At 62.9% G+C, this 16,407-nt stretch carries 20 protein-coding genes and 3 pseudogenes; 19 read left to right on the forward strand and 4 right to left on the reverse strand.

Annotated features, from left to right (window positions below; translation table 11 throughout):
- Positions 1–304: 304 nt before the first annotated feature.
- The 3 genes from XH92_RS15145 to XH92_RS15155 all read right to left on the reverse strand — a co-directional run bounded on the left by XH92_RS15145 (position 305) and on the right by XH92_RS15155 (position 1,731).
- Entirely contained in the window at positions 305–538 is a 234-nt protein-coding gene (locus XH92_RS15145; protein ID WP_194459905.1) for a hypothetical protein, read from the reverse strand.
- 48 nt (positions 539–586) lie between these two features.
- A complete protein-coding gene (locus XH92_RS15150) occupies positions 587–760 on the reverse strand; it encodes a hypothetical protein (RefSeq protein WP_246788435.1) in 174 nt (57 codons plus the stop codon).
- Between the two features lie 410 nt (positions 761–1,170).
- Positions 1,171–1,731, reverse strand: coding sequence for a hypothetical protein (locus XH92_RS15155; RefSeq protein WP_371818127.1), 561 nt, complete (start codon positions 1,729–1,731; stop codon positions 1,171–1,173).
- Here XH92_RS15155 and XH92_RS15160 point away from each other — a divergent pair.
- The 10 genes and pseudogenes from XH92_RS15160 to XH92_RS15205 all read left to right on the forward strand — a co-directional run bounded on the left by XH92_RS15160 (position 1,667) and on the right by XH92_RS15205 (position 10,965).
- A pseudogene (locus tag XH92_RS15160) lies at positions 1,667–2,670 on the forward strand (chemotaxis protein CheB). The gene XH92_RS15155 and the pseudogene XH92_RS15160 sit on opposite strands and share 65 nt — an antisense overlap.
- Positions 2,670–2,939 (forward strand): hypothetical protein, encoded by a 270-nt coding sequence (locus tag XH92_RS15165; protein ID WP_194459906.1) that lies wholly within the window; start codon positions 2,670–2,672, stop codon positions 2,937–2,939. The pseudogene XH92_RS15160 and the gene XH92_RS15165 overlap by 1 nt, the downstream one beginning before the upstream one ends.
- A 261-nt stretch (positions 2,940–3,200) precedes the next feature.
- A pseudogene (locus XH92_RS15170) lies at positions 3,201–6,370 on the forward strand (CheR family methyltransferase).
- 1 nt (position 6,371) lies between these two features.
- On the forward strand, positions 6,372–7,118 hold the full coding sequence (locus tag XH92_RS15175) for a Crp/Fnr family transcriptional regulator (protein ID WP_194459907.1): 747 nt from the start codon (positions 6,372–6,374) through the stop codon (positions 7,116–7,118).
- Positions 7,119–7,224: 106 nt separating this feature from the next.
- Positions 7,225–7,440, forward strand: a complete 216-nt coding sequence (locus XH92_RS15180) for a hypothetical protein (protein WP_194459908.1) — start codon at positions 7,225–7,227, stop codon at positions 7,438–7,440.
- 238 nt (positions 7,441–7,678) lie between these two features.
- Positions 7,679–8,527 (forward strand): hypothetical protein, encoded by an 849-nt coding sequence (locus XH92_RS15185; protein WP_194459909.1) that lies wholly within the window; start codon positions 7,679–7,681, stop codon positions 8,525–8,527.
- 30 nt (positions 8,528–8,557) lie between these two features.
- A complete protein-coding gene (locus XH92_RS15190) occupies positions 8,558–8,779 on the forward strand; it encodes a hypothetical protein (RefSeq protein ID WP_194459910.1) in 222 nt (73 codons plus the stop codon).
- Positions 8,780–8,783: 4 nt separating this feature from the next.
- A complete protein-coding gene (locus tag XH92_RS15195) occupies positions 8,784–9,224 on the forward strand; it encodes a hypothetical protein (RefSeq protein ID WP_371818028.1) in 441 nt (146 codons plus the stop codon).
- A gap of 125 nt (positions 9,225–9,349) precedes the next feature.
- Positions 9,350–9,877, forward strand: a complete 528-nt coding sequence (locus tag XH92_RS15200) for a hypothetical protein (RefSeq protein ID WP_246788436.1) — start codon at positions 9,350–9,352, stop codon at positions 9,875–9,877.
- 2 nt (positions 9,878–9,879) lie between these two features.
- A complete protein-coding gene (locus XH92_RS15205) occupies positions 9,880–10,965 on the forward strand; it encodes a YihY/virulence factor BrkB family protein (RefSeq protein WP_194459911.1) in 1,086 nt (361 codons plus the stop codon).
- Between the two features lie 25 nt (positions 10,966–10,990).
- On the opposite strand, the pseudogene XH92_RS43865 reads toward XH92_RS15205, so the two are convergent.
- Positions 10,991–12,129: pseudogene (locus tag XH92_RS43865) on the reverse strand (MFS transporter).
- A 184-nt stretch (positions 12,130–12,313) separates the two neighbouring features.
- Between XH92_RS43865 and XH92_RS15215 the strand changes: the two are divergent.
- The 9 genes from XH92_RS15215 (at position 12,314) to XH92_RS15250 (ending at position 16,405) form a co-directional block, all read left to right on the forward strand.
- Positions 12,314–12,544, forward strand: coding sequence for a hypothetical protein (locus tag XH92_RS15215; protein WP_194459912.1), 231 nt, complete (start codon positions 12,314–12,316; stop codon positions 12,542–12,544).
- 50 nt (positions 12,545–12,594) lie between these two features.
- A complete protein-coding gene (locus tag XH92_RS15220) occupies positions 12,595–13,155 on the forward strand; it encodes a type 1 glutamine amidotransferase domain-containing protein (protein WP_194459913.1) in 561 nt (186 codons plus the stop codon).
- A 7-nt stretch (positions 13,156–13,162) separates the two neighbouring features.
- Positions 13,163–13,492: a four-helix bundle copper-binding protein gene (locus XH92_RS43040; RefSeq protein WP_246788439.1), complete on the forward strand. Its 330-nt coding sequence runs from the start codon at positions 13,163–13,165 to the stop codon at positions 13,490–13,492.
- Positions 13,395–13,739 (forward strand): hypothetical protein, encoded by a 345-nt coding sequence (locus tag XH92_RS15225; RefSeq protein WP_194459914.1) that lies wholly within the window; start codon positions 13,395–13,397, stop codon positions 13,737–13,739. The genes XH92_RS43040 and XH92_RS15225 overlap by 98 nt, the downstream gene beginning before the upstream one ends.
- A gap of 75 nt (positions 13,740–13,814) precedes the next feature.
- Positions 13,815–14,288 (forward strand): DUF2231 domain-containing protein, encoded by a 474-nt coding sequence (locus tag XH92_RS15230; RefSeq protein WP_246788440.1) that lies wholly within the window; start codon positions 13,815–13,817, stop codon positions 14,286–14,288.
- Between the two features lie 41 nt (positions 14,289–14,329).
- Positions 14,330–15,631 carry a sorbosone dehydrogenase family protein gene (locus XH92_RS15235; RefSeq protein WP_194459915.1) on the forward strand — a complete coding sequence of 434 codons (1,302 nt, stop codon included), beginning with the start codon at positions 14,330–14,332 and terminating at the stop codon, positions 15,629–15,631.
- A gap of 76 nt (positions 15,632–15,707) precedes the next feature.
- Complete coding sequence (locus XH92_RS15240) at positions 15,708–15,887, forward strand: hypothetical protein (RefSeq protein ID WP_194461728.1); 180 nt, start codon at positions 15,708–15,710, stop codon at positions 15,885–15,887.
- 60 nt (positions 15,888–15,947) lie between these two features.
- Positions 15,948–16,142: a hypothetical protein gene (locus XH92_RS15245; protein ID WP_194459916.1), complete on the forward strand. Its 195-nt coding sequence runs from the start codon at positions 15,948–15,950 to the stop codon at positions 16,140–16,142.
- Between the two features lie 107 nt (positions 16,143–16,249).
- A complete protein-coding gene (locus XH92_RS15250; RefSeq protein ID WP_194459917.1) occupies positions 16,250–16,405 on the forward strand; it encodes a hypothetical protein in 156 nt (51 codons plus the stop codon).
- Positions 16,406–16,407: the final 2 nt, after the last annotated feature.

Consider the following 16,407-nt stretch of genomic DNA (forward strand, 5'->3'; position numbering starts at 1 on the left):
ATTCCTATGTTGTGGTCGCACCGCCCGTGCTGATAATCAGGCGGACCCACTGGGCCTTAAAAAATATTGCTAATGAAAAATCCTGCCCAGTCTTTGGATAATCGGAGCGAAACCGAGTTCCCGGAATCACAAGTGTGAATCGAGTCGGAATATATTGCCGTTTTGTCCCGAATCTATCCGTGGCTCTATTTCCAGCCGCGTATGCCTACCGCCCACGAATCCGTGAGAGCAATGTTGTGAAGGGAAGAGGCCACGGCCAAGCCGCCGCCGACAGGGACTGCAGGTCGAGGCCTTTGCTATCGCATCAGCACCATTTGGGGCGAGTTATTCTGCTCTGCCGCTGCGTCGCCCGATCGGACCTGAGGAAGCGCTCGAGATGTGATGAGAACTGGTAGCTCAGCGCCAGTCGTTGCCAGGACTGCGCCAGCAGTTCGTAATCCTTGCGCGCCGTCTCGTGGCCCGACGTCGAGGCCCGCCGGTCGGCTTCATCGGCCAGCTCCCGACACATTGCGATCTGGTCAGTTGAATCGTGCGGCATCTCTGCCCTTCATTGCGAGCACCCGTACAGACGCCGGTTGACGGAGCATCAGCCACCAGCGTTGGGCCTCACCGTCCTGAGCTGCGCGACGACAAGGCGCAATTCGTCCGCCAATTGTGCATTGCGGATCCGGGTTTCGGTGACGGTCGAGAGGTCGGCGATCAGTGCGCGTTCCGCAGCCGTCTGTTCGAGTTGCTCGATGCGCCTTTCGATCTCGGTCATGACGTCCCCCCGTCCGATATCGTGACGGAAGCATCGTGAGCCACCTTGCGACCGCCCGCCTTAACATTTGCGAATCGTTTGGCGGATTATCGATTAGCAGTTCGCGTGGCCGCTCAGGTCTGCAAATTAACCCGCGTCACGATTGGGGTCCGACGCCAATTGCCTTGCGAGCGAGGTCGGGCGGAGGTGGCGTGCGTGGCCGTGTATCGGGTGTACGTGTTAGACATAGACGGGAGCACGTTGAGGCTCCGCATATCCAGGATCGCGCCGACGACGGCAAACGGGCGCAGCAAGGGCGACAATGTGCATGGAAGCGTGGTCGAAGGCCTGGCGGGCTGTGGGCTGGTATCTGTGCCTAAACCGGGCAGCGAGGCTCCGGGATCGAAACCCGGCGTGCGCCCGCAGTGTTCTTACTTGCGCAGGATCATGCCGGCGAGGCCCCGCGCCATCGCGCGATGGTCGAGTGGCTTTTCCCACAGCGGGACGTCCGCAAATTCGGTGCTGATCACGACCTTGTCGTATCCCGAGGTGAACAAGATGGGCACGCCGCGCGCCTTCAGTTCCCGCGCGACAGGATAGATCATCTGCTTACGGATATTCACGTCAAGCACAGCGCCGTCGATCAGACCGCCATCGTTGACGATGCGAAGCGCATCGTCGATGTCGCCGGCGGGACCGGCGATGTCGGCACCGAGTGACCGCAGCGCATTGCCCATGTCGTCTGCAAGGAAATATTCGTCCTCAACGATCAGGACGCGACGTCCGGTCAGAAGCGAACGCTCGTGCAAACTGGCAACCAAATCAGACATATCGACTCCGGCCACGCTCCAGCGTGCAACCACAGCAAAATTGGAACATAGGACGAAAGCCTGCCTTGTTGCAAACAACGTTGGAAGGGCCGGTTCCATCGCCAATCGCGACATCATCGTCATCGGGGGCTCGGCGGGAGCGACGGCACCGTTGAAGGCCATTCTCGGCCGGCTCCCGCGGGATCTGCCGGCCGCGATCTTCATCGTCTTGCACATACCGGCCCGGGGCATCGGCATTCTCTCGACCGTCGCGAGCGCGGCCGGCAAGCTGCCGGTCCAGCAGGCGGAAAGCGGCATGGTGATCGAGAACGGTCACATCTACCTGGCTGCGCCGGACAACCATCTCCTGATCCAGTACGGCCATCTGATGCTCGGCCGCGGTCCGCGCGAAAACCTCGCGCGGCCTGCTATCGACCCGTTATTTCGCTCGGCCGCTCTGCACTATGGACCTCGTGTGATCGGCGTGGTGCTGAGCGGGCTATTGTCAGACGGGGCGGCTGGCCTGAATGCGGTCAAGCGCTGCGGCGGGATCGCGCTGGTTCAGGACCCGCAGGACGTCATTTCCGACGAGATGCCGCTCCGGGCTCTGGCAGCGACCACGGTCGATCTCTGCATTCCGGGAGCGCGGCTTGGCGACGTGCTGTCGGATCTGGTCCGGGAGCGGCCGGGCGCGGTACTGCCAATCCCGCCGAAGATCGTGCCAGAGGTGAAAATTGCGGCGGGCGAACGCACGACACGCTGGCCGACATGGCGGATCCCGCGCCGCTGACCTGTCCGGGATGCGGTTGCGTCCTTTCGGTCCTGAGGATGGGACATCCTCTGCGGTTTCGCTGTCAGGTCGGCCATGCTGATACCGCCGATGGGCTGGCCAAGGAGCAGGAAAGCCGGGTCCACGAGGCGCTTAGGGTTGCCCTGCGCATCATCGAGGAGCGTGCCGAGCTGGTGCACCGGATGGCCGAGGATGGCCGCCAAAGCGGGCGCCTCGCGGTTGCGCAGATATACGACGCGCGCGCCGTCGAATATCGCGAATACGTCGATATGATCCGCCAGGTCGTGCTACAATCGCTCAATCCGAAGCGACCGGCGCAGAAGGAACGGTGATGGCCAGCGCTGAGCATGCGAGCTGGGCCAAGCAGTTGCAGTCCGAGCGCGCGCTCTTGGCGAAAGCGGAGATCGACATCGAAGAGGGGTGGAGACGCGTCCGCACCCAGCAGGAGCTGCTGGATTGGCTCCAGCGGGCAGGTCACGACACCGAGCAGGCCGAACGCCTGGTCAACTTGCTCAAGCGAACCCTGGTCGAGTGGGAGCGGCATCGGACGCTGATCGTGCAGCGGGTCGCCTATCTCGAGGGGCAGTTGACGTCCCACTAGCCGATTTGGACGCAGGGCTGGGCTACGCAAACCGCCCGAGCCGCTCAAGGAACCGTTGTCGCCAAGGATCATTTTCGTTGCCGAGCCGACGTGCGTCGGGGTCGCGCGTTCAGTCCCCGGATCGCGGTTACCGGAGGCGTCCGATCGTCGAAGTTCCCGAGATATTGGAGAATTCCCACTTATTCCATTGGGATAGCAGCAAACTCTGCTATCTACGGGAACTGGCGAGGCGCCAGCGAGAGAGTGAGAGCCGCTGCAATCATGGATGACGTTGGCCAACCCAAGAGCGGAGACGAAGAGCGCCAGTCCAAGCCGCCGATGATCATCGGTGTGGGCGCGTCCGCAGGCGCCCTGGATAGCATCGAGCGGTTTTTCTCCAGGCTTAGGCTCACCCCGGACCAAGCCATCGTTCTTATCATGCAGTATCGGGACGCCATCGAGGACACGCGGTTGCGTGCCGCGCTGCAGCGATCCGAAGGCGCCAAACTGCTCGAGATCACGGACGGTCAGAGCGTCGAGGGCGGCGCGATCCATATTTGCCCCGCCGACATGATCACCACGATCCACGGCGACCGTCTCGCCGTCCGGCGTGCCGAACAGGCGCTGGGCGAGCGGGCGACCATCGACAGCTTCCTGGTGACCCTGGCGGAAGAGCATGCCGAGCAATCGATCGGCGTCGTGCTGGCCGGCACGGGCGGCGACGGTACGCTTGGTGTCGCGACCTTGAAGGACCACGGCGGCCTGGCGATTGCCGAGCGCATCGGGGACGGCCAGTCCGACCCGCATCAGGAAGGCAATTCGGCCGTCGCAATCGCGGACTTTGTGCTGTCGCCCGAGGACATTCCGGAGCATATCGACGTTTATGCCCGCCACCTGCGTCGGCTCGAGGAGAAGCAGGGGTTCGACGAGGTACTGGCAGCGGCCGCCAACTCGCTCGCCCGCATCGCCGACATCCTGCGCAACAAGACCGGCAATGACTTCCACGGCTACAAGCAGAACACCTTCCTGCGCCGCGTCCAGCGCCGGATGCAGGTGGTGCAGATCGACGACATCTCCGCCTATGTCGATTTCCTGAGGAACGACAAGGACGAGGCCCAACATCTCTTCAACGACCTCCTGATCGGCGTCACCGAATTTTTCCGGGACAAGAAGGAGTTCGATGTCCTGGAAACGCAGATCGTCCCGAAGATCTTCGAAGGGAAGGCCGCGGGCCAGCAGGTGCGCGTCTGGGTGCTCGGTTGCGCCACAGGCGAGGAGGCTTATTCGATCGGCATCCTGCTGCGCGAGCACATGGCGAGCCTTGACTCCGTGCCGCAGGTGCAGATCTTCGCGACCGATATCGACGGGCGGGCCCTCGCCACCGCGCGGGTCGGGCGTTATCGCACCAGTATCGAAAACGACATGACGCCGGAACGGTTGGCGCGCTGGTTTGTACGCGAGGGCGACACCTATTGCGTGGTCAAGGAGCTGCGCGAAATGTGCATCTTCTCGCAGCATAACGTGATCAAGGACGCACCGTTCTCCAAGCTCGACCTGGTGTCGTGCCGCAATCTCCTGATCTATCTCAATGCCGAGCTGCAGAATCGCGTCATTCCGCTATTTCATTTTGCGCTGCTGCCGGATCGCTTCCTGTTTCTCGGCAACTCCGAGAACGTCACACGGCATCCGAAGCTGTTCGCGCCGGTCGACCGCCGAGCGCGCATCTTCAAGAAACTTGAGACTGGGACGCGGCTGCCGCCGGAATTTCCGATCACGACGTCGTCCGGGCGAGCTGCGATCGACATTCCGCCGGCGCGCTCCATGGGTCCCGATGTCGGCCTCGAGCGTCGCGCGCAACGGCTCGCCGAGCGCTATGCGCCAGCCTACGTCATCACCGACGAGAATTTCCACATCCTGCATTTCTCCGGCCGCACCGGCCGCTACATCGAGCCGACGGCGGGCGCGGCGACGCTCGACCTGTTGCACTTGTGCATCGCGACCTCAGGCTTGAGCTGCGCACCGCACTGAGCCGAGCTGCGGAAATTAACGAGGCCGCGCATGCCGAGCAGGTCCAGCTCGGCATCAATGGGCATCGCGTGCTGGTCGACATCACGGTCGAGCCGATTCCGGACGCGCCCGCGGGGCATCGCAATTTCGTGGTTCTGTTCAAGGATGGCCCGGTCCGCGCGGTGGACGATCCCGAGAACAATCCCAACGTACTGGTCCGGACGGAGCATGTCGATCGGCTGGAGAGCGAACTGCGGGCCACCCGTGAGCGCCTGCAAGCCACCATCGAGGAACTCGAAAGCACCAATGAGGAGCTGAAGTCCTCCAACGAGGAATACCAGTCGCTCAATGAGGAGCTGCAATCCGCTAACGAGGAGTTGGAGACCTCGCGCGAGGAATTGCAATCGGTCAACGAGGAACTGACTACCGTCAATGGCGAGTTGGCGCACCGCGTGCAGGAACTGACCCGCGCCACCAGCGATCTCAAGAACTTCCTCGAGAGCACCCAGATCGCCACGGTATTTTTGGACAATGATCTAAAGGTGATGAACTTCACCCCGGCCATCACGCAATTGCTACATCTGGTCGAGACCGATGTCGGCCGACCGATCGCGCATATCAAAGCGCGCATACCGATCGAAGAACTCTATGATGATGTCCGGCGGGTGCTGCGAACACTGGCGAGCGCCGAACGCGAGCTGACCGCGCCCGACAGCGGCACCCGCTACATCGTGCGCATCCTGCCTTACCGGAGCATCGACAATTTCATCGCCGGGGTCGTGATCACCTTCATCGACGTCACCGCCATCACGCGGGCCGAGGAGCGGCAGCGGCTGCTGCTTGCCGAACTGCAGCACCGTGTCCGCAACACGCTCGGCGTGGTCCGCTCGATCGCCCGCCGCTCGGCAGAGACCAGCGCGAGCGTCGAGGACTACGCATCCCATCTCGATGGCCGTCTCAACGCCTTTGCGCGAACGCAGTCGCTGGTGACGCGCGATCCGGAAGGCGGCGTCGACCTGGAATTCCTCGTGGTCGAGGAATTGCTGGCCTATAACGCTCGGGAGGGCGAGCAACTGAGGGTCTCGGGCCGCAAGATCCGGCTGCAGCCCAAGGCGGCGGAGACGTTCGCGCTGGCGATTCACGAGCTTGCGACCAACGCCCTGAAATATGGCGCGCTGAGCCAGATGGCGGGACGGATCGAGGTGTCCTGGCGCATCGATGATGCGGCCGACCCGCGGCAGCTGGTGTTCGATTGGCGCGAGCGGGGCGGACCCGCGGTGACGCCGCCGAGCCGCAGGGGATTTGGATCAGAGCTGCTGGAGCGGACGCTGGCGTTCGAGTTCAAGGGCAAGAGCACACTCGATTTCAATCCGTCGGGACTTCACTGCATGATCGCGATACCGATGAGCCCGCAGGCCATCCATACGCCGAGCGTGGGGAGTTGAGATGCATTCCCCGATGCTCGAGGGGAATCTGGCGCAACCGGTGATCCGGCGGCTCAATGCCTTGCGCCAATTGTCCGAGCGAGGGATCGCCCTCCTGCAGCAGGCAATCCAGGAAGGGTTGCAGCGTGCCCGCCCGGGCGAAGACCTCGTCAGCGAGGGCGATCCGATCGACGGCGTCAGGATCATCCTGTCGGGCTGGCTCGCCCGCTACAAGACGCTGGAGGACGGCCGCCGCCAGATCGTCAATTTTGTTTTGCCTGGCGATTGCTGCGATGCCTGCGTCTATCTGTTGTCGGTGATGGATCACTCGATCGGCGCTCTGACCTCCGTAACCTATGCCGCGATCGGACGCGCCGCGTTCGAACAGCTCCTGGCGAGCGATCGCTCGCTGGAGGAAGCCATGTGGTGCGAAACCATGGTGAACAGCGCGATCCAGCGGGAATGGACCGTCAATATCGGCCGGCGCGTGGCGCTTGAGCGGGTCGCACACCTCTTATGCGAGCTCTACGAGCGGCTGCTTCCGGTCGGAATGATCGACGACGATTCCTGTGTGTTCCCGGTCACGCAAATGGATCTGGCCGATGCGACCGGCCTGTCGGTGGTCCACGTCAACAGGACGTTGCAGGAGCTCCGCAGCTCGGGCCTCATCGTGCTGCGCGATCGCACATTGACGATTACTGATCTGAAAGTCCTCAAGGATACCGCGCTGTTCTCGGCCGACTATTTGCACACCAAACGGCGCTGCTAGGCGCTTGCTGCTGCGAATTCCGCGTCCCGCCTTAACATGTTTGAAGTCGCGCCAGGCTCCCTCCCGTTACAGTGCCCGTCCAAGACGAGGTAGGGGAAAGCACGCCATGCTCGACGGTGCGACGGCGGCAGTGCTTCGCGCGGTGCTCGACGAGGTCTGCGGCGATGTTCCACCTTCCGACACGGCGCGGCGGACTGATGTGGCATCGGGCCTGCTACGGGCAGTTCGCGAGGGACATTCGTCGATTGAAGAACTCAGACGGGCCGGCCGCGCCGCGTTGTGCGCCATCCCGGGCATGTGGCCCCGAAGGGACATCGGCTGAACTACGAGAACTCCACTCGTGGGTTCGACCAATAAAGCTTGATCGGTAAAAAGGCCTCCCGAAGCGAGATCCTCGTCGCTGGAAAGCTGCTGATCCGCGTAGGAACCTTGCCTCCTCGGACAGATTGTCAGCACGAAGTGAGCGGAGGAAGCTTGCATGAACCAGCTGATTTATCTGGTGGGACTGATCGTGGTCATTCTCGCGATATTGTCGTTCTTCGGGCTGCGGTAGGCGCGCCATGGATAGCGAGCAAGGGGTTGCCGTATCTGCCGCCAACAGGACCGGCCTTCGGCTGCAGTGGAGCCCGGTGATTGCCGGCGCGCTCACCGCGGCGGCGCTGACGGCGATTTTGATCGGCTTTGGTGCTGCAGTCGGCCTGGGCGTGAGCTCGAGTTCGCCATCATGGCGTGACGCATCGGCCGCGCTTGCGCTGCTGTCCGGGCTGTACTTGATCCTGCAGGCGCTGGTCAGCTTTGGCGCCGGCGGCTACATCGCCGGCCGGGCGCAACGCGTGATCGGCGCGACACCGGCCGATATGATCGAAAGCCGTGACGGGCTTCATGGCCTGACAGCTTGGGCTCTCGCTGTCATCCTGGGAGCAGCAATGGTCGCGCTAGTGGGCATGTCGACCGCGCGCCCGGTGCTGCAGACGCGACCAACAGCGACGGCCGCCGAGCCGCTCTTAAGCGCCGAGCTCGACCGTCTGTATCGCTCCACACGACGCCCTGCCAACATCGATCTTGGTTACGAGCGGGCGGAAGCCGGCCGCATCCTGCTGACCACCTCGAGCCACAGCGGTATCAGCCCCGAGGATCACAGCTATCTGATCCAGCAGGTCGGCGCCGCCACCGGTCTGGCTGCTGCCGAGGCGGAGAAGCGCGTCGACAGTGTGATCAGCGATGCCAGGACCGCCGTCCAGCGCTCGCGGCGCAGCGCGGTGATCCTGGCGTTCTCGGTTGCGGCAGCGTTGTTGTTCGGCGCGGTCGCTGCGTGGGCCGCGGCCTGTGCGGGTGGCCGCCATCGCGACGGTGCCACGCTGCCGGAGTGGATGGGTGGCAGACCGACGACCGCCGTGCCGATCGTCTGAAGCAGTTGAGCGTCCTTCAAGGAGACAATGATGGCCACGATCTTGGTGATGGATTACACCGGCGACACGAGGCAGCAGTTCGACCCGAATGATAGCGAGCAGCTCGCTTGGGCCAATGCACGTTTCGCTGAACTGACGGCGGACGGGTATACCGCCGCTGTGCGGAGGTCCTCCGGCGAAGCCGCACTGGTTCGCGCGCTTGATCCGGCCGCCGAGGAAACCCTGTTCTATCCCAGGCTGGTCGGCGGTTGACGCCGTGACGGCCCTGCCCGAGGTGTCGCTGTCGTCTGTGTTTCGGCGCGCCGGCAGCGCGCTATGGGCGACCGCGGTCGCGATCTGGGAGCGCTGGCAGGCCTATGAGCGGATCGAGGCGCGTGGAATTGCGCTGTTGTCCGCATGGCTCTCACCGGAGCAGCGATCGCAATTCGAGAGGTACAGGCGCTTCGACGTCGTCGGCTCGGACTCGGGCAAGCGCTACCGGATTTGCTACGGGACATCGACCAACGTCTACGAGATGGATGGCCGGGATCGCGTTGTGCTCGGTTGGTGTTTCCGCCCTGTCGGTTCTCTGGTGCCCGGCGACGTGATGCTGGCCCAGAAGATCGCGCTGGAAACCAACGAGCGCGCGACGCTCATGGTGGCGCAGCCATTCCCGAGCACCCTTCCACCCCGCGCAAGTCATCGTCCGGTCCGGTAGAGCATTCGTCCTGTCGCACAAGCGATCGGGAACGCGATTGTCCCTGCGGCCGCTTGGCCCGAGCCGTCGCGCTGGCGGGTAGGGAACGTCGCTGATCCTGCCGGGTTGTCGGTTGCCGACTTGCAATGAATACCACCAAGGATATCGCCATGGGCGCTCCGACCCGATCGCCGTCGCTGAGCCAGATAGTCCACTCCTATCTCGGGGACTTGCGGCGGTGGATCGGGCATCTGGTGACCGGCTACGCGGTGGCGTGTGGGGTCATGCTGGTCGGTGCGATCTCGCTGCTGATTGCGATCGGGATCGGGGTCGGCGCGGCTTTTTACGCCCTTGAGGTGCGTTACGACATCTGGATTGCGTACGCCGTGGTCGGCGGTACGTTTCTTCTCCTCGGGCTCGCGGGACTGGTGGCGGGTCGTGTGCTGCTCACGCGTCCAGCACCGGAAGTGCCGCGCCCAACCCGGCAGGCCGACATGCTCAAGCGATCGATCGCAGTGCCGGTCGCGGCGCGGCTAATCGCGGTTTCCCGGTCGGGAGCGGCGGCGGGCGTCGATCCCAAAACCCAGGCACTGGCCGCAGGCGCTGCCGTCCTGCTGATCGGCTGGTTCGCCGCATCGCGTTTGGGACGTCGGCCGGACGCCGTTCAGGACTAGCGATGGCTCCGCGCTCCAATTGGCCGAACGACCTGATGCTCGCCGGTGCAACGGTGTTGGCGACCCTGGCCGCTTATCGGCATGTGTCTCGATCGGAGACACCGGTCGAAGCTAGGATCGATGCCGAGCCTACGCTAGCCGAAGCGGAGGATCGCGGGCGGCTGGCTGACACACCGCTGCAGATCCCGGCTGCGGGCTGGAAGGACATTCTGCTGCGCACCTATCAGCAGATCGACGAGGACCGGCTGCTGGCAACCGCCGCCGGCGTCGTGTTCTACGGCCTGCTGGCGATCTTTCCAGCCATCACTGCACTGGTTTCGAGCTACGGCCTGTTCGCCGATCCGTCCACGATATCATCCAATCTGCAAAGCCTGGCACTGATGCTGCCGGAAGGCTCGTTTGCCGTCGTCCAGGACCAGATCGGCCGGGTGCTGGCGAAGGGCACCTCGTCACTGGGACTGACCTTTGCCGTCGGTCTGCTGATTGCGATCTGGAGCGCCAATGCCGGCATGAAGGCGATCTTCGATGCGCTCAACGTCGTCTATGAGGAGAAGGAAAAGCGCGGCTTCGTCAAGCTCAACCTGATGTCGCTCGCTTTCACAATCGCAGCCCTCATTTCGATCATGCTGATGGTGGGCGCGGTCGTCGTTGTTCCGTTCCTGCTGCAGCAGGTTGGACTGGGTACACGGGCCGAACTCATTGTCCGGTTCGGGCGGTGGCCGATCCTGTTGCTCCTGCTCCTCACTGCGCTTGCGGTGCTTTACCGCTATGGTCCCAGCCGAACCAAGCCGCGTTGGCAATGGCTCAGCGTCGGTGCCATAGCAGCAGCCACTCTGTGGCTGATCGGTTCCTCGCTGCTATCCTGGTATCTGGCGAATTTCGGCAATTACAACGCGACCTACGGCTCGCTGGGGGCCGCCATCGGCCTGATGACCTGGATGTGGATGTCCGCCATCATCGTGCTGTGCGGAGCCGAACTGAACTCGGAGATCGAGCATCAGACCGTGATCGATTCGACGGAGGGGCGCCGCAAGCCGCTCGGAGCGCGCGGCGCGAGAATGGCGGATACGGTCGGCAAGGTATCATAGCTCGATCTATGCCGCGCAAGTCACCTCAGTACTGCTGCACCGTCGGCCGGAAGACAATCCAGATTGCGACCGACAGCAAGCCCAGTCCGCCGAGCACCAGGAAGGCCGGGCCATAGCCGAGCCATTGCGCGACCCAGCCGCCGAGCGCAGGGCTGAGCGAAGCGCCGATGCCCTGGATCGTAATGACCGCGCCTTGCCCAAGATTGATGCGGCCGGTTCCGTTCAGCGATCGCGCCACCATTCCCGGGACCGCGACGCTTTGCAGTCCGGCTCCGACGCCGTCGAGGATTTGCACCGGCACCACGCCCCACCAGCCGGAAAGAAAGAAGGCAAGCACGCCGCGCGCCGGCAGGGCCAGAAACGACAGCAGCAGGACGATCCAGTAGTTGCGGCGCTCGGCAGCGTGCATGCCGGCGATCGACGCCAGGATCATCACCGCCTGGGCGATCACGATGGTTGTTGCGACGAAGCTCGGACCGTCGGCAAGCCCGCCGGCGACCGCAGCAAGGCCGTAGAGCGGCACGATGGCCGCATTGCCGAGATGGAACGCGGCAAGTGCAAAGGCAAGCACCAGCAGCGGCCTGTGCTTGACCAGCACCGTGAAGCCGCTGGGCTGGCTTTCCGGGTCTTCCTCCTTACCGCGGGCCGCGTGGTAGTCGATGCTGTCGGGCGCGATCATTAGGACGCAGGCGATCGTGATTGCGCCAAACAGCGCGGCGAGCAGGAATACCGCCACGTAGCCGTAGTGCCGCCGAGATAGCCGGATGCCGCCGCGCCGATCATGTTACCGGCATGGTTGAAAGCCTGGTTGCGGCCGTTCTGCCGGTTGAAGCCGCGCTGCTTGACGATGCCGAGGGTGATGCCGGTGACCGCCGGAACGATGGCCGCACCCGCGATCGACGTCGCAACCTGGGACAAGGCCACAGCCCAGAATGTCTGCGACAGCAGGATGATGCTTGATGCCACGACGACCGCGATGCCGGGCGCGATCACCCATGCTCGCTTGTGGTTGGTGGTGTCGATACAGCCGCCGATCGGGGTCGTGATCAGCATGCCGGCGACATTGCCGAGGGTCATCGCAGTCCCGATCAGCCCGCTGCTCCAGCCATGCAGCTGCAGGAATATCCCGACGAACGGTCCGATCCCGGACTGCATGTCCGCCATGAAGAAGTTGACGGCAAGCAGCGGCCACAGGCGTGCCGAAGGAGTGGAAGTTCGGGCTTTGCGGCGGTGCATGTTCCATGAACGCGCGTAGCCGCCGAATGACACACTGCGGATTGATAATTTCCGCAACCGAACATGCGGCAACTTGCGTAGGAACCAACGACAGCACGCACACTTGAGCCAAATGGTTCAGATCACCGTGCTGGAAACACCGATCGCGCGCATCAAGGAAACCTGCGAGCTGACGGGCATCGCAGACAAGTTCGATCGTGCGCTTCCCGAACTCGAGACGTTTCTCGAGGTACAGGTCGCGAAAGGCGAGGTCAGAGAGACCAGGCTGACCTTTGACGGGCTATGCTACTTGCGGCGGTTGCTGACCGGGGCAGTGCTCCAGTCACCAGAGAACGCTGAGTAGCTGCGGCGCGCTTGATCATGAACTGGCAGAAAATCTCAACGGAGCAGCTTATGGATTTGAACGGCAAGAAGATCGCCATCCTCGCAACGCATGGCTTTGAACAGTCGGAGCTCGAAGTGCCGCGGGATCGTCTGATCAAGGCCGGCGCAACGGTCGAAATCGTGTCTATCGCCGCGGGCGAGATCAGGGGATGGGACAAGAAGGATTGGGGGCGTCCGGTCAAGGTCAACAAGACACTCGATCAAGCCGTGGCCGCCGATTACGAGGCGATCGTCCTGCCGGGCGGACAGATCAATCCAGACCTCCTGCGTGTCGAACCCAAGGCGCTGAAGTTCATCAAGGATATCTTCGATGCCAAGAAGATTGTCGCCGCGGTCTGTCACGCCCCTTGGCTGCTGATCGAGACCGGAATCGCCGACGGGCGCAAGATGACCTCCTACAAATCGATCAAGACCGACGTCGTGAATGCCGGCGCGACCTGGCAGGATGCCGAGGTCGTGGTGGATCAAGGCGTCGTGACCTCCCGAAATCCAGGAGATCTCGAGGCCTTCAGCGCCAAGATCATCGAGGAGGTGAAGGAGGGGCGTCATACCCGGCGCAGCGCGGCGTGAGGTGATCATGGCATTCTCGCAGGAAATGAACCGATGCATCGAGAGCTGCTTGTCCTGTTACAAGACCTGTCTCGCCACCGCGATGAACCATTGCCTCGTTAGCGGAGGCAAGCATGTCGAGCCTGCACATTTCCGCCTGATGATGGCGTGCGCGGAGATGTGCCGGACGGCAGCTCACTTCATGCTGATCAACACGCCGCACCACAAGCATACGTGCCGCGAATGCGCCGAGATATGCAGTGAATGTGCCGCGGATTGTGAGCGCCTCGGCGGCATGGACGAATGCGTTGCCACGTGCCGGGCGTGCGCAGAATCCTGCCGGAAAATGGCGGCTTGACCACCGGCCGTTCCTGCCTGGAATCCTGGCAGCTGTCGTCTATCTCATCAGAACGCAGACGAGGGTAACGATCGCCAGCGCGATGATAATCGAGGTGACGATCATGCCGTATGGACGTGCCTGTCTTGCTTGCGTCGTCTCGGCGATGCTCGGCGGCGCCGATTCAGCGGGACCTTCTCTGACCACGTTGGTGTCCTGCGCGGAGAAGCTCTATCCCGACGCTGCCGATGCTGGTTGGTTCCTATAGCAGCCCGGGGGCAGTGCGGCGTACTTAGGAACCTCGTTCCGAACGTGCCGTTGGACCTCTTTCGGAGCTGCGCAAATGCAAGACGTCACAGTGGTCACCGCGCATTCGGTCAATCCGGCCTCGACGGCAAGAATAGGCACCCACCCCATCCATCCGATGCTGGTGCCGTTTCCGATCGCCTGCTTTGTCGGCGCGCTGGTGACCGACATTGCGTACTGGCAAACAGCTGAGATGCAGTGGGCCAACTTTTCGGCGTGGCTGTTGTTCGCGGGGCTGATCATGGGTGGCCTCGCCGCGATCGCCGGCCTGATCGATTTCCTGAGCAATCGGTTGATCCGCCGACTAACCTATGCCTGGTTTCACATGGTCGGCAACGTGGTCGTGATGCTGCTCGCGCTGTTCAACGCGTTCGTCCACAGCCGTGACGCCTGGACCTCGGTGGTGCCGACCGGGCTGGTGCTGTCGGCGCTGACCGTCCTCGTGATGCTGTTCACGGGCTGGCTCGGTTGGGCCATGGTTTATTTTTATCGGGTCGGAGTGGCGGACTGATGCGGATCGATCTGAGGCGGACCACTCACACTAGAATTGCGATGACGCTAATAGCGGGGGCGTGCCTTGCAGGCTGCAGTAAAGAGGCAGCGCCTGACCCGAAGACACAGATCGGCGCGCGTCCGGACCTGCCGGCGCTGGAGCAGTATCTGATGCCACCTATGCACGTGGCATCCGTAGTGGGGTGGAAGCAGGGCGAGAAGCCAAGGGTACCGGACACGTTACAGATCAATGCGCTCGCTACCGGCCTCCAGCATCCGCGTTCGCTCTATGTGCTTCCGAATGGCGACATTCTGGTCGTCGAATCCAAGGCGCCGGGGACCGAGCCGATCAAGCGGCCGAAGGACTTCATCATGAAATGGGTGGAGTCGTGGGCAACGTCCGGCGGCGATACCGGCGAAAGCAATCGCATCACGTTGCTGCGCGGCGCGAGAGGCGATGGCAAGCCGGAGATGCAGAGCGTCTTCCTCGACCACCTTCATTCGCCATTCGGCGTCGCGCTAGTCGGTAACGATCTGTACGTCGCAAATACCGATGCGATCGTCCGGTATCCGTATCACGAAGGCGATACCAAGATCACCGAGCCGGGGCAGATCCTGACACAGCTTCCGGGCGGGCCGATCGATCACCACTGGACCAAGAGCCTGGTGGCAAGCCCGGACGGCGCGTTGCTCTATGTCGGTGTCGGCTCCAACAGCAATGTCACCGAGAACGGGATGGAGGCGGAGAAGAACCGGGCGGCAATCCTCGAGGTCGAGCGTTCAACCGGCCGCTGGCGGATTTTTGCCAGCGGGCTACGCAATCCCAATGGGCTGACCTTCGAACCGCAGAGCCACGCGCTATGGACCGTCGTCAATGAACGCGACGAGATTGGTCCGAATCTCGTGCCCGACTATCTGACGTCGGTGAAGGAGGGCGGCTTCTACGGCTGGCCGTACAGCTATTTCGGTCAGAATGTCGATCCGCGGGTGCAGCCGCAACGGCCGGACCTTGTCGCGAAGGCCACCGTTCCGGACTATGCATTGAGCTCGCACGTCGCGCCGCTGGGGCTTGCCTTCTATACCGGCGACAAGTTGCCGTCGTCCTATCGGGGCGGCGCCTTCATCGGCGAGCACGGTAGCTGGAATCGACCGCAGCTCAACGGCTACAAGGTTGTGTACGTGCCGTTTGCCGACGGCCATCCGAGCGGACCGGCGCAGGATGTCGTGACCGGCTTCCTGAGCGAGGACGAGAAATCCCGCGGCCGGCCGGTGGGTTTGGCGATCGACAAGTCCGGCGGCCTGCTGATTGCCGACGATGTCGGCAACACCGTGTGGCGGGTCAGCGCTTCGGGCAGGCTCTGACGTCCCGCTTGGTCGTGAGGTGGCTGCCGCTGGCACAGGTTCATGGCCGCGACGAGACTCGATCGTGGAGGTTACGGTGTCGAATATGCTCGAGGAAAAGCTGAGAGAAGCGATCATCGGCGAGATGAAGCGGCAAGCCGCCAACCGTCCGGAGTTGCTACGGGTGCATGATGCGGAAGATCTCACCGTGCACGGCAGCATCGATCTCGACGCGCTGGTGATGGTGATCGCGGGCTCGGTCGCGGGTGGGCCGTGATGAACCGTCGGTTTAGGAACTCCTCGCCATATCGGCGCTTCTGGTCTTGAGGAGATCGACATGAACAGAAAACCCGTGACGCCGGATTCCGGCCGCTCCAGCGACTGGGGCTCCCATGCGCAAACCGACAAGCCTTGGAAGGGCAACCCCGAAAAGGAGCAGCGCACCGGACACGAGAAGCGCTCTGGAGGCAACAAGCACTCCGGGGATGAGGAGCTGGATCTGGAAAACTGGCATGAATCGAACACGCACTGATCGGCGGGTATGACAATGCCGGCCTTTCACTGCGCAATCGTCGGCGATCAGCGGGTCATCGACTCGCTGGGGCAGCGGGTCGAGGATCGCGACCAGGAGCGAGACTGATGGATATGGGTCTGGATATCATTTACGGCGTCGGAGCGCTCGTGCTGCTGACCGCCCTGATCTTCGCAGTGCTGCAACATCACTTCCGCAACCGGCGGTCAATTCAGGCCGGCGACAAGGTCGTCCGGGAGAGATACGAGCGGAATGAGACGTAACA

The organism is Bradyrhizobium sp. CCBAU 53421, from assembly GCF_015291625.1.
In the GTDB taxonomy this organism is placed as follows: domain Bacteria; phylum Pseudomonadota; class Alphaproteobacteria; order Rhizobiales; family Xanthobacteraceae; genus Bradyrhizobium.